This is a genomic window from Sphingomonas chungangi, assembly GCF_013778325.1.
In the GTDB taxonomy this organism is placed as follows: Bacteria; Pseudomonadota; Alphaproteobacteria; order Sphingomonadales; family Sphingomonadaceae; genus Solisphingomonas; species Solisphingomonas chungangi.
This window is the reverse complement of record NZ_JACEIB010000027.1, coordinates 523,234-544,080: the sequence shown is the minus strand read 5'-3', so window position 1 is coordinate 544,080 and position 20,847 is coordinate 523,234. Positions and strand designations below refer to the sequence as shown.

General features: G+C 68.6%; 12 protein-coding genes. 7 read left to right on the top strand and 5 right to left on the bottom strand.

Translation table 11 applies throughout. From position 1 onward, the window contains the following. Positions 1-5: 5 nt before the first annotated feature. Together HZF05_RS20485 and HZF05_RS20480 are read left to right on the top strand one after the other, a co-directional pair. Positions 6-1,319 (top strand): S8 family serine peptidase, encoded by a 1,314-nt coding sequence (locus HZF05_RS20485; protein WP_160364314.1) that lies wholly within the window; start codon positions 6-8, stop codon positions 1,317-1,319. A gap of 87 nt (positions 1,320-1,406) precedes the next feature. Next, positions 1,407-2,189: a hypothetical protein gene (locus HZF05_RS20480; RefSeq protein ID WP_246332109.1), complete on the top strand. Its 783-nt coding sequence runs from the start codon at positions 1,407-1,409 to the stop codon at positions 2,187-2,189. A gap of 54 nt (positions 2,190-2,243) precedes the next feature. Here HZF05_RS20480 and HZF05_RS20475 read toward each other — a convergent pair whose 3' ends face one another. From HZF05_RS20475 to HZF05_RS20455, 5 genes are all read right to left on the bottom strand, one after another. Continuing rightward, on the bottom strand, positions 2,244-5,375 hold the full coding sequence (locus tag HZF05_RS20475) for an autotransporter outer membrane beta-barrel domain-containing protein (RefSeq protein ID WP_160364313.1): 3,132 nt from the start codon (positions 5,373-5,375) through the stop codon (positions 2,244-2,246). 142 nt (positions 5,376-5,517) lie between these two features. After that, positions 5,518-7,941: a TonB-dependent receptor gene (locus HZF05_RS20470; RefSeq protein WP_160364312.1), complete on the bottom strand. Its 2,424-nt coding sequence runs from the start codon at positions 7,939-7,941 to the stop codon at positions 5,518-5,520. Between the two features lie 38 nt (positions 7,942-7,979). After that, entirely contained in the window at positions 7,980-8,903 is a 924-nt protein-coding gene (locus HZF05_RS20465; protein ID WP_160364311.1) for a FecR family protein, read from the bottom strand. 43 nt (positions 8,904-8,946) lie between these two features. Next, complete coding sequence (locus tag HZF05_RS20460; protein ID WP_160364310.1) at positions 8,947-9,453, bottom strand: RNA polymerase sigma factor; 507 nt, start codon at positions 9,451-9,453, stop codon at positions 8,947-8,949. Between the two features lie 10 nt (positions 9,454-9,463). After that, positions 9,464-10,999, bottom strand: coding sequence for an MDR family MFS transporter (locus HZF05_RS20455; RefSeq protein WP_160364309.1), 1,536 nt, complete (start codon positions 10,997-10,999; stop codon positions 9,464-9,466). Between the two features lie 215 nt (positions 11,000-11,214). On the opposite strand from HZF05_RS20455, the gene HZF05_RS20450 reads away from it, so the two are divergent. From HZF05_RS20450 to HZF05_RS20430, 5 genes are read left to right on the top strand one after another with little or no spacing between them, the layout of a single operon-like run. Next, the gene (locus tag HZF05_RS20450; RefSeq protein ID WP_160364308.1) at positions 11,215-12,564 is read left to right on the top strand and encodes an efflux RND transporter periplasmic adaptor subunit; all 1,350 of its coding nucleotides are present in this window, start codon (positions 11,215-11,217) and stop codon (positions 12,562-12,564) included. Positions 12,565-12,575: 11 nt separating this feature from the next. Continuing rightward, positions 12,576-15,701 (top strand): efflux RND transporter permease subunit, encoded by a 3,126-nt coding sequence (locus HZF05_RS20445; RefSeq protein ID WP_160364307.1) that lies wholly within the window; start codon positions 12,576-12,578, stop codon positions 15,699-15,701. Next, positions 15,698-18,997, top strand: a complete 3,300-nt coding sequence (locus HZF05_RS20440) for an efflux RND transporter permease subunit (RefSeq protein ID WP_160364306.1) — start codon at positions 15,698-15,700, stop codon at positions 18,995-18,997. The genes HZF05_RS20445 and HZF05_RS20440 overlap by 4 nt, the downstream gene beginning before the upstream one ends. Further along, positions 18,994-20,469, top strand: a complete 1,476-nt coding sequence (locus HZF05_RS20435; protein WP_160364305.1) for an efflux transporter outer membrane subunit — start codon at positions 18,994-18,996, stop codon at positions 20,467-20,469. Before HZF05_RS20440 ends, HZF05_RS20435 begins: the two co-directional genes overlap by 4 nt. After that, positions 20,466-20,828: a winged helix-turn-helix domain-containing protein gene (locus tag HZF05_RS20430; RefSeq protein ID WP_160364304.1), complete on the top strand. Its 363-nt coding sequence runs from the start codon at positions 20,466-20,468 to the stop codon at positions 20,826-20,828. The genes HZF05_RS20435 and HZF05_RS20430 overlap by 4 nt, the downstream gene beginning before the upstream one ends. Positions 20,829-20,847 lie beyond the last annotated feature (19 nt).

Sequence of the window (20,847 nt, the reverse complement as noted above, 5' to 3'; positions counted from 1 at the left end):
AGAGCATGCGTGGACGGTGGATGGCGATGGCGGCGATGCTGGGGCTGGCGATGCCGGTGACGGCGCAGCTGCTGCCCTCGCTGGGCGGAGGCGGCGCGGGCGCGCCGCTCGGCGGGCTGACCGGCGGGCTGTTGGGGCAGCGCGGCGACGGGGGCATGGCGCTGGGTGAAGGCATCCAGGGTGGCCTCGATTTCGTCGGTGGCATCGCCCGCGACCTGTCCCCCGCGGATCTGCTTTCATTGCGAAAGGATCGGCTGCGCGAGCTGGTGCGGGACAATCGCGCGGCGCTGGATGTCGACGACAGCGGCAATCCGATCCGGCGCGACGAGATCGTCGCCACCGCGCCGACCGACGCCGCGCTGTCCGCCGCGCGGCACTCCGGTTTCACGGTGCTACGGCGCGAGACGGTGGAGGGGCTGGACCTGCCGCTGGTCGTGCTCGCGCCGCCCCATGGCGTTCCCGCGCGCAAGGCGATCGCCAAGCTGGAGGCCGCCGATCCGCAGGGAAGCTACGCGCTCAACCATGTCTACGAGCCGGCTTTCGCGGATCTGCAGCCAGGCGGCGGCGCTGCGAAGCAGGGGCGTGCCGGCGGCGCGGCGATGGGGCTGATCGACGGAGGCATCGGGTCGCACCCCGCCTTCGCAGGCGCCGCGATCGAGCAGCGTGGTTTCGCGGGCGCAGTGAAGGCGAGCGGCCACGGCACCGCTGTCGCCTCGCTGATGGTGGGGCAGGCCGGCGCCTTTCACGGCGTGCTTCCCGGCGGGCGATTGCTGGCGGCGGACGTCTATGGCGGATCGGAGGCGAACGGATCGGCAGAGGCGATCGTCCGTGCGCTTGGCTGGCTGACGGCGCGGGGCGTGCGGGTGGTCAATGTCAGCCTGGTGGGGCCGTCCAACCCTTTACTGGCGGCGGGCGTCCGCGCCGCGCAGGCGAAGGGCGTCCTGATCGTCGCGGCGGTCGGCAATGACGGCCCGGCCGCGCCGCCGCAATATCCGGCGTCCTATCCGGGCGTCGTGGCGGTGACGGGCGTCGATGCGAAGGGCCGCGTGCTGATCGAGGCGGGGCAGGCGGCGCATCTCGATTTCGCGGCGCCGGGCGCCGACATGGCGGGGGCCGTGCCGGGCGGCAAGTGGGAGGCGCTGCGCGGTACCTCCTTCGCGGCGCCGCTGGTGGCGGCCAGCCTCGCCAGGCTCGATCGCGGCGATGGCGGGCAGGCGCTCGCCGCGCTGGGGGGCGAGGCGAAGCCGGGCCGCAAGGTCGGGCGCGGGATCGTCTGCGGTGATTGCGCGATTGCGCCACGGGCGGTCGGCATAAAATAATTCGCCGCACGGGATGAAAGCCGGGTGAGCCGTCGTTGCTCTTCATGCAGGCCGGGCAGAGCGCCCGGCGAGGACTGGAGAGAGACTATGACCAAGCGGAACGAAATCCGGGCGCACTTCCTGGCCGCGGCGGCGCTGATCGGCCTCACGGCGGCGCCCGCGAGCGCGCAGCTGCTGGGTGGTCGTGGCGGTGGCCTCGGCGGTGCGGTCGGCGGCGTGACGGGTGGCCTCGGCGGCGCCAACGGTGCGTTGTCCAGTACCATGTCGGGCGCCGGCAACATCACGGGCAATGCAGGCTCGCTTGGCTCCGCGACGGGCAGCCTCAGCCACAGCGTCACCGGCTCGGGCGGCGCGCATGCCACCAAATCGGTCGACGCCAAGTCGGGCAAGGCGAGCGCCGATGCCGGCCTCGCCGGTACCGTCTCGGGCACCGTGGACAGCGCGGCGGGCGCCACCGGTCCGGCCGGCAACACGGTCGGCGGCAGCAGCTCGCTGGCGGGCAGCGGCAGTGTCGACAAGAATGTCGGCCTGAGCGCCAGCACGATCGGCACGAATCAGGTCCGCCAGACCGCCGGCACCGTGCGCGACGGCACGACCTCGGCCGTGGGCAATGCGCGCGACCGCGCCACTTCGACGGTCGGCACGGCCCGTGACCGGGCTACCTCGGCGGTCGGCACCGTGCGCGATCGCGCCGGCTCGACCGTGGCCAGCGCTCGTGATCGCGCTACGAGCGCCGCCAGCCGTGCCAGCGGCGCGGGCAGCACTGCCGCCAACAGCGCGGGCTCGCTCGCCGGATCGGTGAGTGGCGCGAACGTCTCCGGATCGGCCGACGGATCGGCGACGGGCAGCGCCTCGACGCCCCGGCGCTGATCGAGGGATCAAAGCTGGCGCCGCCGGGATATCCTCCGGCGGCGCTCGCTTGTTTTAGAAGCCGACCTGCAGCCCGGCGCGGAGCGCGATCGATACGTGATCCTGCTGCTGCTCGCCGTCGAACTCGCCGCTGATCGTGTAGCCGCTGGTGCCGCCCTTCAGACGGAAGGCGCCGGTCCAGCCGCTGGTGCGATCGTCGGCGGTCAGCGTGAAGTCCTGCCCGCCGGTGAAGCGGGCGACAGTATCGCCCAGCTTGCTGCTGATCAGCTGGCGGCGGCCGCCTTCCAGCTCGGCGCGGAAGAAGCCGCCCTCGTCCGCTCTCTCGTCGAAGAACTGGTAGCCGAGCGCCACCGATCCGTTGGCGGCGAACTCGTCGCTGGTGCGGCCGTCGACGATCAGGTCCATTCCGGTGCCGCCGCCATCTTCCGAATAGCCGCCCTCGTGCAGGTGGTAATAATCGACCGAGGCCTGCGGCCGCAGCGAGAACTTGCCGAGCTTGAGGCTGTAGGAGAGCCCGCCCGAGCCCGAGAAGAGCTTGCCGTTCCAGCGGCCGTCGGCGGTGCGGATCACCTGGCTGCCGTCATCCTCTCCCTCGAAGCGGCGATGGCTGTGGAAGTTGATCGTTGCGCCTGAAGCGCGCGCCCAGGTGTGCAGGCCGCCCCAGTCGCCGCGCCAGTAGAGCGAGGCCTCGTACTGGTTGGAGGTGACGCTGTTCTGCGTGCCCTCGTCGTCGTTGGTGCCCGACAGATAGGCGAGTCCGATGCCGAAACGGCCGAAGCCCGTCTTGATCTCGCCGCCGCCCGACGCGCCCCAGCCGGTGATCTTGTAACCGGCGGTGTCGTCGATCGCCTTGGTGCGGCCCCAGCCGACCTGCTGCAGCCAGAAGCCCCAATTGCCTTCGTCGACCAGTGGCGCGTCGGGATCGGCGAGGAAGCGCGCGGTGGCGCGCGATCCGGAGGTCACCGTATCGAAGGAACCGCCGGCATGATCGGGCAGCAGCGAGCGCAGCGCGTGGATGAAGCTGTTGCCGTCCGCGATGCTGAGGAAGCTGTCGCCGATCGGCTTGTCGCCGGAGATCGCGGTGTAGATCGCGTCGTAGGCCGAGCTCTCCGAGCGATTGAGGCCGAGGTCGGCGGCGGTCTTGCGCGCGACGACCACGTCCACCGCGTTGCCGGCGGTGTTGGTGGTGACGCTGCTCTTGTAGAGCCACGGTAGCGCAACGCCGGTGGTGGAGAGATTGTCCACTCCGGTTAGCGAACCCGCCGTGATCACCTGATAGGTGCCGATCGTGTGGTTGATATCGGAGAAGTGCAGCGCCAGTTTCGATCCGCTGTCGAAGCTGGCGGCGCCCGCCACCTGGTAGAGCGTCGAGGCGCCGGTGGTGCCGTCGACCACCACGCCGAGCGTGCCGCCGCCGGTCACCTGCAGCGATCCGAGCGCGGTGGCGCCGGTGCTGGAGAGGCCGAGCGTGCCGCCCGAGACCTTCACCGCGACGCCGCCCGCATTGGTGAGCGATCCGCTGAAGCTCGACGTGTCGGCGATCGTCAGGTTGCCCGCGCCGCCGCCGAAATCGGTGGTGCCGGCATAGGTGGAGGTACCGGAGAGCGCCATGGTGTTGGTGCCGCCGCCGAAGCTCACGTTGCCGGCCACCGATCCGGCCGAGACGGTCAGCGTGTCGCTGCCGCTGCCAAACCGGATATCGCCGGTGATCGAGGGGGCGGTGCTGCCCGATGCGGCGGCGGACTGGGTCACTGCCGTATTGGCGGTCGCGGCCGAGAGATCGATCGCGACGTTGGTGGCGGTCGATCCGCTCGCCTTGATCGTGCCGGTGTTGGTGACGGCGGTGACGGTGCCGGACTTGTCGAGGATCGCATAGGCGTTGGCCGCGGGACTCGACGCGGTGGCCGTGATCGTTCCCGAATTGGCGATGGACGAGACATTGCCGCCCGCGTCGATCTGGAGCGCGGTGCTGCTGTCCCCGGCCTTGTAGGCGCCGCTCGCCGTGATCGTCCCGCTGCTGGTGATCGCCGGCACGCTGGCGCCGCTGCCGATGCGGATCGCGGTCGCGCTGGCGTCATTGGAGGTGGCGGTGACGCTGCCGGCCAGCGTCATGCCGTTCGTGATCGTCACCGCGCCGCCCTGGCCGCCGATGACGAGGCCGCTGGCGGTCTTGCCGTCATAGACGCCGTTGCCGGTAAGGCTGCCGTTGATGACGAGGCCGTTCTTGTTGGTGTCGGATGCGACCGATCCCAGCGTGATGGCGTGATCTGCGGCGCCGATCAGCAGCGCCGGCGAACTGCCGTAGGTGGTGAGCGAGGAGGCCGCCGTCGTCACCGTGTTGCCGCTCGAATCGGTGGTCGAGCTCGCCGTGGTGAACAGCGCGCCGCCGGCGATGCTGCCCGTGATCGCCATGGCCGGGCCGCCCTGCAGCAGGTTCTGGTCGGTGAGCTTGCTGGTATCGGTCGGCGGGGTGGTGGCACTGTAGCCGGTCGAGGTGATCGTCGCTTGCACCACCAGCGCGCCGCCGATGTCGCCGTTCATCTGCACGCCGGACGCGTTGCCGCCGGTCGCCGAGATGGTGCCGTTGATCGCCGCGTCGCCCGAGATCGCATTGGCGCGGACGCCGACACTGTCGTCGCCGGTTACGCTGATCGTACCGCTCTGGGTGAGCGAGCCGGTCAGCGGCCCGTCGAGCGAGATGCCGGCAGAATCGTTGCCCTCGATGGTGATCGTGCCCGAATTCACCACGTTGCCGGTGAAGGCGCCGGCGGTGCGGATGCCGTAGCGGTCGGAGCCTTGCGCCCACGCGCCGTCGAGCACGCCGTCGCCATTGGTGTCGGTGCGGGTGTAATCCTCGTTGACGGTGATCGTGCCGCTGTTGGTGATCGTGCCGGCGGTGCCCGCATTGGCGAGGATGCCGATCGCCCCGTTCGAGCCCGTGATCGTGATCCCGCCGGCGTTGGTGACGCTGTTGTTGCTGTCGATGGTGACGGCGGTGCCGGAGGTTGGCGTGATCGATCCGGCGCTGGTGATGCTGATGTCGGCGGGGCCGCCGCTGTCGGCGGTCGAGGTCTTCACAGGCGTCGTCTGGGCCGCGCCGATCGTCACGGTGGCGGCGATGGCGGGCGACACGAACAACCCGAGCGCGATCGGCGTCAGGCAGGTGGTAGCGAACAGGCGACGCATGAAACCCCTTCCGGCTGTGCGGGCGCGGCTCTGCCGTCACCCCGATAGACCGAGGACGGAGACCTCGGCGCGCAGCCTTCGGAGTCTTCTTTGAAAATGCGCGGAAGGGCGCATTCTGGACATGGGCCGGTGCGGCCCTTCCTCAAAAATGCGCGTCGAAGCCGATGCGGACGGTGCGCGGCTGGAGTGGGGTGATTTCGGTGCTGCGGATCACGTCGATCGGCGTGCCGAGCGCAAAGCGGTTTCCCACCGTATCGAGCAGGTTGGTGGCGGACAGCGTCACGCCGTAATTGTCGCGGCCGACGCGGACCGAGAGGCCGGTGTCGACATAGTCGCCCTCCTTGCCGCCCAGCACCGGCCCGACGCCGAGACGGGACTTGCCGATGTAGCGCGCCCAGCCGTTCGCGGTGAGATCGTAGGGGCCGATCGTCTGGTGCCAATCCACGCCTACGCGCCCGCCCAGCTCGGCGACGTTGGGAAGCTGTTCCTCCACCTTCTCCGCGGTGGCGAGAAGGCGGAAGAACTGGAGTGGAGCATAATCGGGTCGCGTCAGGCGGCTGTCGTTGACGACCACCGATCCCTCCAGCCGGAGCGACGGGAAGGGGCGCCACGCCACGCGCGCGTCGAACGACCAGATCCGGCCGTCGCCGATATTGGTAGTGACGGGCAGGCCGTCCGAGTCGACGAAATCAGCCTGGATATCGTGCCAGTCCGTATAGGCGACCGAGGCGGCGAGGCTGATCGCGTCGTCGCCGGGGCGGTCGTAGCGCACACCCATCTCGGCCGTCGACACCCGGTCGCTGCGGAAACGGCGGACGAGGTTGTTGCCGATCGCAAGGCCGCCCGGCCGGAAGCCTTGCTGGAAGCGGGTGTAGAGGATCAGGCCGCGCGCCGGCTCGATGGAAGCCGAGAGCGAGGGCAGCAGCTTGGTCTCGGACCGGCTGTGCTGGACCCGCGCGATGTCGGCGAAGCTCTGGACGACCTGGTAGGGCGGGCTGTCGGACGTCGCGCTCGGCGCGGTGTAGTCGCCCTGGAAATTGAAGGGCAGCAGGCCGACCATGTCGCCGATCGCATGCCCCGCCAGCCGCGAATGGGTGAGGCGCGCGCCGGCGGTGAGGGTCAGCCCGCGTAGCGGCTGCACCGAAACCTCCCCGTACAGCGTCTCCTCGTCGATCCGGTTGAGCACGCCGGCGGCGGGCGAGAGCGCGTCGACCGGCCCGATCTCGCGCGTGATGCGGGCGCTGTTGTTGAGGTAGCTGGTGCCGATCACCCAGCCGAAACCGTCCGTCATCGACCGCGACAGCCGGTTCTCGGTGGTAAAGAGCGAGGTATGGTTGCGCTGACGGAACAGGCGTGGAGCGCCGCCCGGCAGGGTCGCGTCGAAACGCTCGTCGACATCCTGCCGCACGAAGGCGTTGGAGGAGGTGAAGCGCAGGCTGCCCAGATCCTTGGTGATCGTCACCTCGCCCATCGCGTAGAGATCGTCATAGGGCTGGGCGATCGGGCTTGCGCGGGTCAGCGGGGCTGCGTCCTTGTCGGCGTACTGGCTGTCGTCGCCGTGGATGTCCTGCACCACCGCACCGAGCCGGATCGACCAGCCGGCGCCCGGCTCGATGCGCAGCGCCGCACGGCCCCCTTCGGTGCGGGTGCGGTTGATGTTGTTCCTGTCCGTGGTGACGTTGTCGATATAGCCGCCGTCGGTGCTGGCATAGCCGACGAGGCGGAGCGCGACCTTGTCGTCGTCGATCGGCAGGTTGAGCATCGCCGATCCGTCGCCGCCCATAGCGCCATGCGCGACGGTGGAGACGCCGCCGGTCACGGCTGCCTCGAAACGGCCCGGCACCGGATCGTTACGCACGATGCGAATGATGCCGCCGGGAGATCCTGCGCCGTAGAGCGTGCCCTGCGGCCCCTCCAAAATCTCGACCGAAGCGATGTCGTAGAGTTGCAGGCTCGGATCCGGCGCGTTGTAGCTGATCCGCAGATCGCCGAAATACTGGCCGACCGTGGCCTGGCTCTGCCCGACCAGCCCGGAATCGGCGACGCCGCGGATGAACAGCTTGTCGCGCCCGTTGCCGAGGTGAGTGGAGGTGACGTTGGAGGCGCGGTTGGCGATCGCGTCGCTGCCCGCCGGGCCGACGGTGCCGAAGGTCGCGCCGGAGAAGACCGTCACCGATCCGGGGAAGTCGCCGAGCCGGACGTCGCGCTTGCTGGCGCTCACCACGATATCGGGCGTCGGCGGTTCGACGGGCAACCGGATCACGGCCGGGATGAGCTTGGGCTCGGGCCGATCGGCGGGCGCGATCTGCCACGTGTCGCCGCCCAGCGCGACCGGCCGCGCGCCGCTGCCGGCCAGCAGCTTCTCGAGCGCCTGCTCCACGCTCATGCGGCCATGGACGGCGCGCACCGAGTGCTGCCACAGGATAGGGTCGGTCAGGCGGATGCTGGCGCCGGTGCCGCGGCTGAGCGCGACGATCGCCTCGCCCAACGGCCCGGCGGGAAGGTCGATCGAGGATCGCGCTCCGGCATGCGCCGCCGACGGCGCCAGCAGCGCGACCGAGGCCATGAGGGAAGCAACGCGGTGTCTCACTGCCGGGGCAGGGTCTAGGGCCTTCTGGTCAAGGTCACGCGCCCCTGATCCTGTTTCACCCCGACGTCAAGCAGCGGGCCGAGCCGGCCCAGGAATTGCGCCTTGTCCCCGCCATAAGCGATGACGCCGGTAAAGGGTTTCTCGGCGATCCTGTCGTCGACGCCGATCGGCAGCCCCAGCCCGCGCGACAGATCGGCCGCGACAACCGAGAGCGGCGCCTGGCGGTAGCTCAGCCGATCCTCGCGCCAGCTGCCGATATCGGAGGTGGCGGCGGTCGCGACGCGCAGTTCGGCGGCCGAGCGAGCGGCATCCAGCGTCTGGCCGGGCCCGAGACGGACCGCTTCGGCCTTGGGATTATAGACGACCATGCCTTCGGCGACCGCGACACGGGTGCCGGTATGATCGTGAGTCACGTCGAAGCGGGTGCCGACATCCTGCACCTCGTCGTCGCCCACCTTCACCGCGAACGGGTGGGCCTCGTCGTGCTTCACGTCGAACAGCGCCTCGCCGCGATCGAGCGTGGCGTGGTGCGGATCGTGGCGATCGACCACCAGCCGCGTGTCGCCGTTGAGCGCGATGGTGGCGGTGTCGAGCGCGATGGTGCGATGTTCGCCGGGGCCGGTCTCGAACACGACGGGCGCCGGGCGCAGATTGAAATAGCCGAAGCCGATCACGGCGACGAGTCCGGCCGCCAGTGCGCCGCCTACCGCCTGCCGCCGCCAGATCGGGGGCTTCGCGGGTGCGGGTTCCGAAGCGGGCACGACCCGAAGCGCGGGCTCGGCCGCATCGGCAGCGGCCAGCACCGCATCATAGGCGGACGCGTGCGCGGGATCGGCTTCCAGCCAAGCCAGGAAGCCGTCCCAATCGGCGAAGGCCGGATCGGCCTGGGCCATCACCCAGTTGATCGCCGCCTCGCGGATGTCTCCACGATCCGTCATGCATGTCCTTTCAAGGGAAGGACGGAGTCGGCGCGCAGCAGCCTCATTCCGGCTTCTCCCGGGCTTGCGCGACGGCGCGATAGGCCTTGCGCATGTCCGCCTCGACGGTGCTGAGGCTCACGCCCATGCGCGTGGCGATGTCGCGCTGGGCGAGCCCCTCGATCCGGTGGAGGCGAAACACGCTGCGGGCGCGGTCGCCGATCGCGGCGAGCGCTGCCTCGATCCGGGCCAGCTCCGCGCGCGCGATCAGCACCCGTTCTCCAGTGGGCGTATCGGAAACGCCGGGGAGCGCGGGGCTGTTCGTTTCATCCCACGCAGTGTCGCGCAGGATCGACTGGCGGCTGGCACGATGGCGGTCCCGCATCAGATTCTCGGCCGCGCGGAACAGATAGGAGAGCGGATTGGCGATCGGGCCGGATGGTGCCGCGGAAACCTTGATCCACAGTTCCTGCAGCACGTCTTCAGCGTCGTCCCCGGCACCGCGCGCGGCGACGAAGCGAAGCAACGTCGCCCGGTTCGCCAGTAGGATCGCCTGCAGGCCTTCGCTCATCCGAAGCGCGTTAGCGCAGGCGGGGGGCGGGTTCCATCGTCTTGCGCGACGTGGCCGCACGGCCGCTGATCTCCGCGCCGGCATCGGGGTGGAAGCGCAGGTTCCAGATCGTCGCCAGCAGCGAGATGGCGGTCACCGTCCAGAAGGCAGCAGTGAAATCGATGAGGGCAGGCTTCTTCACGCCGTGGACCAGCATCGAGAGATGCAGCACGCTGGCGGCGGTGCAGATGCCGAGCGACAACATCAGCTGCTGCACGGTGGAATAGAAGCTGGTCGCCGATGACATGTGTGGCTTGTCGATGCCGTCATAGGCGATGGCATTGTAGGCGGTGAACTGGAGCGAGAAGAAGAAACCGCAAAAGGCGAGCGTGGCGACGATCGCCCACATCGGCCAGTCGGGCCGGAACAGGCCGACGATGGCATAGCCGAGCGCGCCGATCAGCCCCGCCCCCACCATCGCCGTGCGGAAGCCGAAGCGGCGCAGCAAGCGGGGCGCCACGCCCTTCATCAGCAGCGAGCCGATGGCGGGGCCGACGGTGATCGTGCCGCTCTGCGCGGCAGAGAGTCCGAAACCGAGTTGCATCATCAGCGGGAGCAGGAAGGGCAGCGATCCCTGGGTGATGCGGGTCAGCGATCCCGCGATCATCGACAGCCGGAAATTCTCGTCGCCGAGCAGGTCGAGATCGATGATCGGCGCCTCGTGGCGGCGGGCATGGCGGATGTAGAGCAGGCCGAAGACGCCGCCGATCCCGATCAGCGCGATGGCGATCGGCAGGGCGCCGGGCCGGCTCGTCATCTCAAAGCCGAACAGCAGGCAGCCGAGCGACACGCCGCTCAGCACGAAACCCTGCGGATCGAAGGGATGCGGATGCTCTTCCCTGAAATTGGCGATGTACCGGCCGACCAGCACGAAGCCGAGCAGCCCGATCGGCAGATTGACGTAGAAGATCCAGCGCCAGTCCAGATAGGTGACGATGTAACCACCCAGCGGCGGCCCCAGGATCGGCCCGATCAGCGCCGGCATGATCAGCCACGACATGGCGCTCACCATGTCCTTCTTGGTGACGCTGCGCAGCAGCACCAGCCGCCCCACCGGCAGCATCATGGCGCCGCCGATCCCCTGCACGAAGCGGGCTGCGACGATCACCCAGAGCGCGGGCGCCTGCGCGCTGACCAGCGATCCCGCCATGAACAGGGCGATCGCTGCCTGGAACACCGGGCGAGACCCGAAACGGTCCGCCATCGTGCCCGATGCCGGGATGAACACGGCGAGCGCCAGCAGATAGGAGGTCAGCGCGATGCTCATCTGCGGCGCCCGCACGCCGAAATCGCGCGCCATCGTCGGCAGTGCGGTCGCCAGCACCGTGGCGTCGAGATTTTCCATCAGCAGCGCGCAGGCGATGATCAGCGCGACGATGCGATAATTGATGCCCGAAGTCTCGGGGCCTTCGTCGTGCGTCTTGGCGAGTGCGCCGGCAGCGGGGACGATGCCGTCGCGCACCTCGGCATTCACCGAGGCCATGCCGCGCCGCCGGGGCCTCAGCATGAAGAGGCCTCGGATCGGGAGGAGGGGATACGAACCGTCATCGGATACCGGCCACATAGGCCGCTCGTTTCGATAATGGTACCATCCGGGGGAGAAAAAAAGGGGTGCGAGGTGTTTCCGGCTTCCGGAGGGCGGGTGTTCGGCGTTGCAACCTTGACATAAGGCTGCATCCGTTGGCCGTTACGGCCCCGTCGAAACGCTAGTACGGACCCTGCATGACCGATGATCATCTGCCCGAGGCCGGGCGCCCCGACACGGAGCACGCGCATTGGGTGGATGAGGAGCCGCGACGCTTCTCCGGCCGCGCCCGCATCATCAGCTGGATCGCCGGCATCGTCGCCGTGCTCGCGTTGATCGGGCTGGCGGTGTGGCTGTCGCACGGCGCCTCATCGTCGAGCGGCGGACAGGGCGGCGGCGGTCGTCATCACCCTGGTGGCTCCGGCGGTGGCGGGCGCGGCGGCGGTGGGCCGTTCAGCTTCCGCAGCCAGACCACGACGGTCGGCACCGCCAAGGCCGCGACCGCCGACCTGCCGGTGCAGACCGAGGCGCTCGGCACCGTCACCCCGGCCGCGACCGTCACCGTGATCCCCCAGGTGTCCGGCACGATCACGCAAATCCTGTTCCAGGAAGGTCAGAAGGTGTCGCGCGGCCAGGCGCTCGCGATCATCGATCCGCGCCCGTACAAGGCGGCGCTGCTGCAGGCGCAGGGCACTCTGGTGCGTGACAGGGCGCAGCTGGAGAATGCGAAGCTGCTGCTCAAGCGCTACGACATCCTGAACGCGCAGGATTCGATTGCGCGTCAGGATCGCGACACGCAGGCCGCCACCGTCCACCAACTCGAAGGCACGGTGATGACCGATCAGGGCGCGGTGCAGGCGGCGCAGGTCAATCTCGGCTTCACGCGGATCGTCTCGCCCGTTTCGGGCCGGATCGGCCTGCGCGTGGTGGATATCGGCAACTACGTCTCGTCCGGCACGACCGGCGGCATCGCGGTGGTGACGACGCTGCAGCCGATCGACGTCGAGTTCGCGATCCCGCAACAGCAGGCCCCGTCCATCGAGAAGCGCATCGCGCAAGGCGCCTCGATCCCGGCGCTGGCGCTCGACAGCACGCGGACGCAGACGCTCGACACCGGCAAGTTCTCGACGCTGAACAATCAGGTCGACACCACCACCGGCACGATCAAGGGCAAGGCGCGCTTCCCGAACAACGGGACGCAGCTCTATCCGAGCCAGTTCGTCAACGTGCGGCTGACCATCGACACGGTGGCGGGCGCGATCACCGTGCCGCCCTCCGCCGTGCGGACCGGGCCGGACGGTGATTTCGTGTGGCTGCTCAAGCCCGATCGCACCGTCACCCAGCGCGTGGTCAAGACCGGCGTCAACACCGCAGACAAGATCCAGATCACCACCGGCCTCGCGGTGGGCGATACGGTCGTCACCGATGGCGGCGATCGCCTGACCGAGGGCGCCAAGGTGGCGCTGCCGGGCGACAATCCGCAAACGGCGGGCGGCGGCAAGAACGGTGGCAAGCACCATCGCCGCAGCGGCGGAAACGGCGGTTGATAGCCTGAACAATGGGCCCCTCGCGCATCTTCATCCTGCGGCCGGTGGCGACGGCCCTGTTCATGGTCGCCATCGTGCTGGCGGGCCTCGTCGGCTTCCGCTCGCTCTCGCTCTCGGCGCTCCCGGAGGTGGATTATCCCACCATCCAGGTGACGACGCTCTATCCGGGCGGCAGCCCCGAGGTGATGAGCCAGACGGTGACGGCCCCGCTGGAGCGCAATTTCGGCGAGATGCCGGGCCTCAGCCGCATGGCCTCGACCAGTTCGGCGGGCGCCTCGGTGATCACGCTCCAGTTCGGGCTGACCGAGGGCCTCGACGTCGCCGAGCAGGAGGTGCAGGCGGCGATCAACGCGTCCAACGCGCTGCTGCCGGCCGATCTGCCGGCGCCGCCGGTCTATGCCAAGATCAATCCGGCCGACGCGCCGGTCATGACGATCGCGGTCACTTCCAAGACGCTGCCGCTGACGCAGGTGCAATCGCTGGTCGATACGCGCCTCGCCCAGAAGATCAGCCAGATTTCGGGCGTCGGCCTCGTCAGCCTCGCTGGCGGGCAGAAGCCGGCGATGCGGATCCGCGCCGACACGCAGGCGCTCAGCAGCTACGGGCTCAGCCTCGCGCAGGTGCGCACCGCGATCGACAATGCCAATGCCAACAGCGCCAAGGGCAGCTTCGATGGGCCGAACCGATCCTACCAGATCAACGCCAACGACCAGCTGGAAACGGTCGACGACTACAAGAACCTGATCGTCACCTACCAGAACAACGCCCCCGTCCGCCTGAAGGACGTGGCGCAGGTGGTGGAGGGGGCGGAGAACAGCCGGCTCGGCGCGCTCGCCAACACGACGCCGGCGATCATCCTCAACGTCCAGCGCCAGCCCGGCGCCAACGTGATCGCCACCGTGGATGCGATCAAGGCGCAACTGCCGGAGCTGCTCCGCCAGCTGCCCGCCGGCCTCGACACGCAGGTGCTGGCCGACCGCACCACCGGCATCCGCGCTTCGGTGCACGATGTCGAGTTCGAGCTGGTGCTGGCCGTCGTGCTCGTCGTGCTGGTGATCTTCTTCTTCCTCCACTCCGCGCGGGCGACGCTGGTGGCGGGTCTTGCCGTGCCGATCTCGCTGATGGGCACGTTCGGGGTGATGTACCTGCTGGACTACAGCCTCGATAACCTCAGCCTCATGGCGCTCACCATCGCGACCGGCTTCGTGGTCGACGACGCGATCGTGATGATCGAGAACATCCAGCGCCATATCGAGGAGGGCATTCCCCCCTTCGAGGCGGCGTTGAAGGGCGCCGGCGAGATCGGCTTCACGATCATCTCGCTCACCGTATCGCTGATCGCGGTGCTGATCCCCTTGCTGTTCATGGGCGACATCGTCGGCCGCTTGTTCCGCGAGTTCGCCGTCACGCTGGCGGTGACGATCCTGATTTCGGCGGTGGTGTCGCTGACGCTGACGCCGATGCTCTCGGCGCGCTGGCTTAAGGCGCCGCAGGACGAGAAGCCGAGCCGCATCGCCCAGCGCTCCGCCGCTGCCTTCACGTGGGTGGAGCGACGTTACGAGCGCGGCCTCGATTTCATTCTGGCGCGGCGCTTCGCCACGTTGCTGGTGGCGATCGGCACCCTGGTGCTGACCGTGCTGCTGTATCTCGTCATCCCCAAGGGCCTGTTCCCGACGCAGGATACCGGTCAGCTCGAGGCGAGGATCGTCGCGACCTCCAGCATCTCCTACGATCGCATGGCCGAGCTTCAGAAGCGCGCGGCGGACGCGATCCTGCAGGACGATGCGGTTGATTCGCTGTCGTCCTTCGTCGGGGTGGACGGATCGGACAATGCCAGCCTCAATTCGGGCACGATGCTGGTCAATCTGAAGGACGACCATCCCAGCCAGGAAAAGGTGATGCGGCGACTCAAGCGCGCCGTCGGCCAGATCCCCGGCCTCACCCTCTATCTTCAGCCGACGCAGGACCTGACGATCGATGCCGAGAGCGGGCCGACCCAGTACCGCCTCTCAGTCGAGGGATCGAACACGGCGGACGTGAACAGCGAGGCGCTGCGCATCGTCAAGGCGCTGCAATCGGTTTCCAAGGTGCGCAACGTCACCACCGATGCGGGGCAGGAGGGTTCCTCCGCCAACATCGCGATCGATCGCGACGCGGCGGCGCGGCTCAACATCACCGCCTCGTCGGTGGACGACACGCTCTATTCGGCGTTCGGCCAGCGCATCGTTTCGACCATCTTCACCGAGACCACCCAGTATCGCGTGATCATGGAGGCGGCGCCCGGCCTGCTCACCGATCCGCAATCGCTAGGGCTGCTGCATCTGCCGGCATCCGGCGGCGCGACGCCGCTCAATGCGGTGGCGACGATCACCGAAGGCAAATCGCCGCTCCAGATCACCCACGTCGCGCAATTCCCGGCCGCGACGATCGGCTTCGACACCGCACCCGGCGTCTCGCTCGGCACCGCGACCAAGGCGATCCAGAGCAAGATCGACGCGATCGGCCTGAAACCCGGCATCTCGACCAGCTTCCTCGGCGCGGCGGGGGCCTTCTCGTCCTCGCTGAACAACCAGCTGGCGCTGATCCTCGCGGCGGTGGTGTGCGTCTACATCGTGCTGGGCGTGCTCTACGAGAGCTTCATCCATCCGGTGACGATTCTCTCGACCCTGCCCTCGGCGGGCGTCGGCGCGCTGTTCGCATTGTGGATCACCGGCCATGATCTCGACATCATCGGCATCATCGGCATCGTGCTGCTGATCGGCATCGTGAAGAAGAACGCGATCATGATGATCGACTTCGCCATCGCCGCCGAGCGCGACGAGGGGCTGCCTCCGGCCGAGGCGATCCGGCAGGCCGCGATCCTGCGCTTCCGCCCGATCCTGATGACGACGCTGGCCGCTTTGTTCGCCGCCGTGCCGCTGATGGTCGGCATGGGGCAGGGGGCGGAGCTGCGCCGGCCGCTCGGCATCGCGATCTTCGGCGGCCTGCTGGTCAGCCAAATGCTGACCATCTTCACGACGCCGATCGTCTATCTCTATTTCGATCGCGGCCAGCAGTTCTTCGCGCGGCGCGGCTGGGGCGTGCGCGGCTCGACGCCGGACCAGGGCCCGCCGGTCGGGCCCGAGGCTACGCCTTGAACCTCTCCGCGCCCTTCATCCGGCGCCCGATCGCCACCATCCTGCTGACGATCGGGCTGGCGCTGTCGGGCATCGCGGGTTTCTTCTCGCTACCGGTGGCGCCGCTGCCGCAGGTCGATTTCCCGACGATCAGCGTTTCGGCGAGCTTGTCCGGCGCCAGCCCCGAGGTGATGGCGCAGAGCATCGCCACCCCGCTGGAAAGGCGCCTCTCCACCATCGCGGGTGTCACCGAGATGACCTCGCAATCGTCGCTCGGTTCGACGCGGATCACGCTGCAGTTCGATCTCTCCAAGGACATTGACGGTGCCGCGCGCGAGGTGGAGGCGGCGATCAACGCCAGCCGCGTCGATCTGCCGGCGACGCTCAAGCAGAACCCCACCTACAACAAGGTCAATCCGGCCAACCAGCCGGTGGTGACGCTGGCGCTCACTTCCGACACGATGACGGCCGGGCAGATCTACGACGCCGTCTCCAACGTGGTGCAGCAGCGCATCTCGCAGGTGCAGGGCGTGGGGCAGGTCGAGGTCGGCGGCGGATCGTTGCCCGCGGTGCGCGTCGATATCGATCCCTATCGCCTCAACAGCTACGGCATCGCGATGGAAGACGTGCGCGCCGCGATTGAGGCCGCCAACGCCAACCGCCCCAAGGGCCTGCTGCAGGCGCCGGACGGGCGGGCGTGGCAGATCTACACCAACGCCGCCGGGCGCTATGCGGCGGATTACCGGTCGCTGGTGATCGCTTGGCGCAACAACGCGCCGGTGCGGCTGGGCGACGTCGCCGACGTCACCGACAGCGTCGCCGACACCCACACGATGGGACTCTACAACGGCAAGCGCGCGATCATCGTCAACATCACGCAGCAGCCGGGCGCCAACCTGATCCAGATGGTCGATGCGATCCGCGCCGAACTGCCGCTGATGCAGGAGCAACTGCCCGCCGACATCAAGATCAACGTCGCGATGGACCGCACCAGCTCGATCCGCGCTTCGATCCGCGAGATCGAGATCACCGTCTACATCGCGCTGGCGCTGGTGGTGATCGTGGTCTTCGCCTTCCTGCGCGACGTGCGATCGACGATGATCCCGGCGATCGCGACGATCGTCTCGCTGCTCGGCACGTTCGGCGTGATGTACCTGCTGGGGTTCAGCCTCAACAATCTGTCGCTGATGGCGATCACGGTGGCGACGGGCTTCGTGGTGGACGACGCGATCGTCGTGCTGGAGAACACCACCCGCCATCTGGAGCAGGGCATGGGCCGGTTCGAGGCCGCGCTGCAGGGTGCGCGCGAGGTGGGCTTCACGGTGCTCTCCATCTCGGTGAGCCTCGTCGCGGTGTTCATCCCCCTGCTGTTCATGGGCGGCATCATCGGCCGCCTGTTCCGCGAGTTCGCGGTGACGTTGTCGGTCTCGGTGCTGATCAGCCTCGTGCTGTCGCTGACGATGACACCGATGCTCTGCGCCTGGTTCCTGCGGACTGAGAAGAAGGGTCCTCCCGGTCGCATCTCGCGCACCTTGGAGCGCGGCTACGGTTTCGCCGAGCGATGCTACGCCGCCAGTCTCGACTGGGCGCTGGCGATGAAGCCGCTGGTGCTGGTGCTGCTCGCCGTGGTGATCGCGCTGACAGCCTATCTCTACGTCGTGGTGCCCAAGGGCTTCTTCCCGCAGCAACAGTCGCCGCTGGTGATGGCGGGCGTGCGGGCGGACGAGAGCGTCTCCTTCCAGTCGATGCAGGACAAGCTGCAGACGATCGTGAAGATCATCAAGGGCGACAGGGCGGTGCAGTCGGTCGTCGGCTTCACCGGCGGCAGCCGCGCGGGCGGCGCCTTCATCATGATCTCGCTGAAGCCGGTCGGGCAGCGCCACGGCCTCACCAGCGCCGACGTGATCCAGCGCCTGCAGAGGAAGCTCCAGCCGGTCGCCGGCATCCGCCTGTTCCTGAGCCCGGTGCAGGATCTGCGTATCGGCGGGCGGCAGGGCAACTCGACCTACCAATATACGCTGATGGCCGACAATGTCGTCGATCTGCAGAAATGGGCGCAGAAGCTCAACGACGCGCTGGTGGACAGCAAGGTCGTCACCAACGTCGACAGCGATCTCGCCGAAAATGGCGTCGAGAGCTTCGTCACGATCGACAAGGACGCGGCCTCGCGCCTCGGCATCAGCCCGCTCGACGTCGACAACGCGCTCTACGACGCCTTTGGCCAGCGCAGTGCCGCGACCATCTACGAGGACATCAACCAGTATAGCGTGATTCTCGGCTGGCGACCGGCCGCGACCACCGGCCCGCAGAACCTGCCCGACGTGCGCATCCCCGCCGACGCGGTCGCAGCGGATGCTGCCGCGCAGGCGGCGAACACCAGCGCGTCGGGGGCCTCCAGCGCGGTCGCCAGCCCGGTGGCGACGCAGACGACCAGCAGCACCGGCGCGAGCAGCACGGGCACCAGCACCAGCGGAACGACCACCGCCGTGCCGACCAATCCGGCGCTGCGCGATCCCTCGACCGGATCGGCGCTCAGCACCAGCGCGCACAACATGGTGCCGCTGCCCACCATCGCGACGTTCAGCCAGGCGCCGACCGCCGCCAGCGTCAATCATCAGGGCACCGAGCTTGCGGCGACCATCTCGTTCGACCTCCAGCCCGGCAAGGCGCTGTCCGACGCGCAGACCGAGATCGCGTCCGCCGAGGCACGGATCGGCCTGCCCAACAACATCCACGGCACGTTCGCCGGTACCGCCCAGGCCTTCCAGCAGAGCCAGGGGTCGCAGCCGCTGCTGATCCTGGCGGCGCTGGTGACGATCTATATCGTGCTCGGCATGCTCTACGAGAACCTGATCCACCCGATCACGGTGCTCTCCACCCTGCCGGCGGCGGGCGTGGGGGCGGTGCTGGCGCTGATGATCCTCGGCATGCAATTCGATATCATCGCGCTGATCGGGCTGTTCCTGCTGCTCGGCATCGTCAAGAAGAACGCCATCCTGATCATCGACTTCGCCCTAGAGGCGCAGCGCGCACGCGGCCTCACCGCCGAACAGGCGGCGCGCGAGGCGTCGCTGCTGCGCTTCCGCCCGATCCTGATGACGACGCTCGCCGCCGCGCTCGGCGCGCTGCCGCTGGCGATCGGCTTCGGCGAAGGTGCGGAGCTGCGCCGTCCGCTCGGCGTCGCGATCGTCGGCGGGCTGATCGCCAGCCAGGTCCTCACCCTGATCACCACGCCGGTCGTCTATGTCTGCCTCGACAAGCTGGCGCACCGCAAGGGCCGCCAGCGCCGCCGGCCGCTGAGAGAAATCCGCGTATGAAGAAGACCCTGCTCCTGCTGCCGCTGCTCCTCGCCGGCTGTTCCTTCGCGCCGCATTATCAGCGGCCCTCGACCCCGCCAGCGACCCAGTGGAAGCCGGTCGAAGGCTGGCAGCCTGCGGCGCCCGCCGACGACCGCCCGCGCGGCGACTGGTGGACGGCGTTCGACGACGCCACGCTCAACGACCTGATGGGTCGGGCGATCGCGCGCAACAACACGCTGGCGCAGGCCGTCGCCACTTATCGGGAGGCGCGCGCCGCGACCAAGGAGGCGCGGGCAAGCTTCTTCCCGACCGTCAGCCTCGACGGATCGGTGACCCATACCGCGACCGGCGCCTCGCGCACCATCGTCAACGGCTCGACCTCGTCCACTGGCTCGAAAAGCTCGACCAACTATGCGGTGACGCTCGGCGCGAGCTGGGAGCCGGATCTGTTCGGCAAGGTCGCCAACACCGTCTCCAACGCCAAGGCGACCGAGCAGGCGCGGCTGGCCGATCTGGCCAATGCGCGCCTCGCGCTCGAAGGCGAGCTCGCCACCGATTATCTGAGCCTGCGCGCATCGGACGCGCAGATCGCCAGCTACACTGCCACGTTGGCCGCCTACCAGCGCGCGCTCCAGATCACGACCAACCAGTACAATGCGGGCATCGCGCCGCATTCGGACGTCTATCAGGCGCAGTCCCAGCTCGCCTCCGCCCAGTCCGACCTCGAAGGCGAGAAGCGCACGCGGACGCAGTTCGAGGATGCGATCGCGGTGCTGGTCGGCGAGAATCCCGCGACCTTCACTCTGCCTTCGATCGGCACGACATGGGCGCCGACGGTGCCGGACGTGCCGGTGGCGCTCCCGTCGGCGATCCTCCAGCGCCGGCCCGACATCGCGTCCGCCGAGCGGCAGGTCGCCGCCGCCAATGCCGAGATCGGCGTCGAGAAGGCGGCCTTCTTCCCGACCGTCAGCCTGTCGGCCGACGGCGGCTTCAACAACAATTCGCTCGCCGGCCTGTTCACCTCGGCGGCCTCGCTCTGGTCGGTGGGTGCGCAGGTGGCGGAAACCATCCTCGATTTCGGCGCGCGATCGGCTCGCGTTCGGCAGGCGCGCGAAGCCTATAACGCGCAGGTCGCCAATTACCGGCAGGTGACGCTCACCGCCTTCCAGGACGTGCAGGACAATCTCGTCGCCAGCGTCGTGCTGGCCAAGCAGGAGACGTTGCTCCGCCAGGCTTCGGTCGCGGCGGACAAGAGCGAGCAGTCGCTGCTCAACCAGTATCGGGCGGGCACCATCGCCTATACCGATGTGGCGACCGCGCAGGCGACGGCGCTGACGGCGCGGCGCGCGCTGATCCAGGCGCAGGTCGATCGCCAGAATGCGGCGGTGGCGCTGGTGCAGGCTTTGGGCGGCGGCTGGCAGCAGGCGGATCTCACCAACGGCGCGGAGGCGCAGCGGGCGGAGGATCTGCACAAGGCGGAACAGCCATGACCCTCAAGCTCAAGGCCCGGATCCTGTGCGGCGAGGAAATCGCGATGGGGCCGGGCAAGGCCGATCTGCTCGACGCGATCGATCGCGAGGGATCGATCACCAAAGCCGGCAGGGCGATGGGCATGAGCTATCGCCGCGCCTGGATGCTGGTCGACGCCATGAACCGTTGCTGGGCCGCGCCCCTGGTCGAGGCCGCGGCGGGCGGCGCGAAAGGTGGCGGAGCGCGGCTGACCGATGGGGGACGGGAGGTGCTCGCGGCCTATCGCGCACTGGAAGCGGCGATCGCCAAGGCAGCGCACGAGGATGAAGCGACTCTTGCCCGGCTCGTCCGTACCGAGCCTCTGCCAGCGAACCCCTGATCTCGGTCGTTGCGCTCGA

Coding starts and splice junctions, on each gene's coding strand:
- HZF05_RS20485 (WP_160364314.1), top strand. CDS start 6: ATGCGTGGACGGTGGATGGCGATGGCGGCGATGCTGGGGCTGGCGATG.
- HZF05_RS20480 (WP_246332109.1), top strand. CDS start 1,407: ATGACCAAGCGGAACGAAATCCGGGCGCACTTCCTGGCCGCGGCGGCG.
- HZF05_RS20475 (WP_160364313.1), bottom strand. CDS start 5,375: ATGCGTCGCCTGTTCGCTACCACCTGCCTGACGCCGATCGCGCTCGGG.
- HZF05_RS20470 (WP_160364312.1), bottom strand. CDS start 7,941: ATGGCCTCGGTCGCGCTGCTGGCGCCGTCGGCGGCGCATGCCGGAGCG.
- HZF05_RS20465 (WP_160364311.1), bottom strand. CDS start 8,903: ATGACGGATCGTGGAGACATCCGCGAGGCGGCGATCAACTGGGTGATG.
- HZF05_RS20460 (WP_160364310.1), bottom strand. CDS start 9,453: ATGAGCGAAGGCCTGCAGGCGATCCTACTGGCGAACCGGGCGACGTTG.
- HZF05_RS20455 (WP_160364309.1), bottom strand. CDS start 10,999: ATGCTGAGGCCCCGGCGGCGCGGCATGGCCTCGGTGAATGCCGAGGTG.
- HZF05_RS20450 (WP_160364308.1), top strand. CDS start 11,215: ATGACCGATGATCATCTGCCCGAGGCCGGGCGCCCCGACACGGAGCAC.
- HZF05_RS20445 (WP_160364307.1), top strand. CDS start 12,576: ATGGGCCCCTCGCGCATCTTCATCCTGCGGCCGGTGGCGACGGCCCTG.
- HZF05_RS20435 (WP_160364305.1), top strand. CDS start 18,994: ATGAAGAAGACCCTGCTCCTGCTGCCGCTGCTCCTCGCCGGCTGTTCC.
- HZF05_RS20430 (WP_160364304.1), top strand. CDS start 20,466: ATGACCCTCAAGCTCAAGGCCCGGATCCTGTGCGGCGAGGAAATCGCG.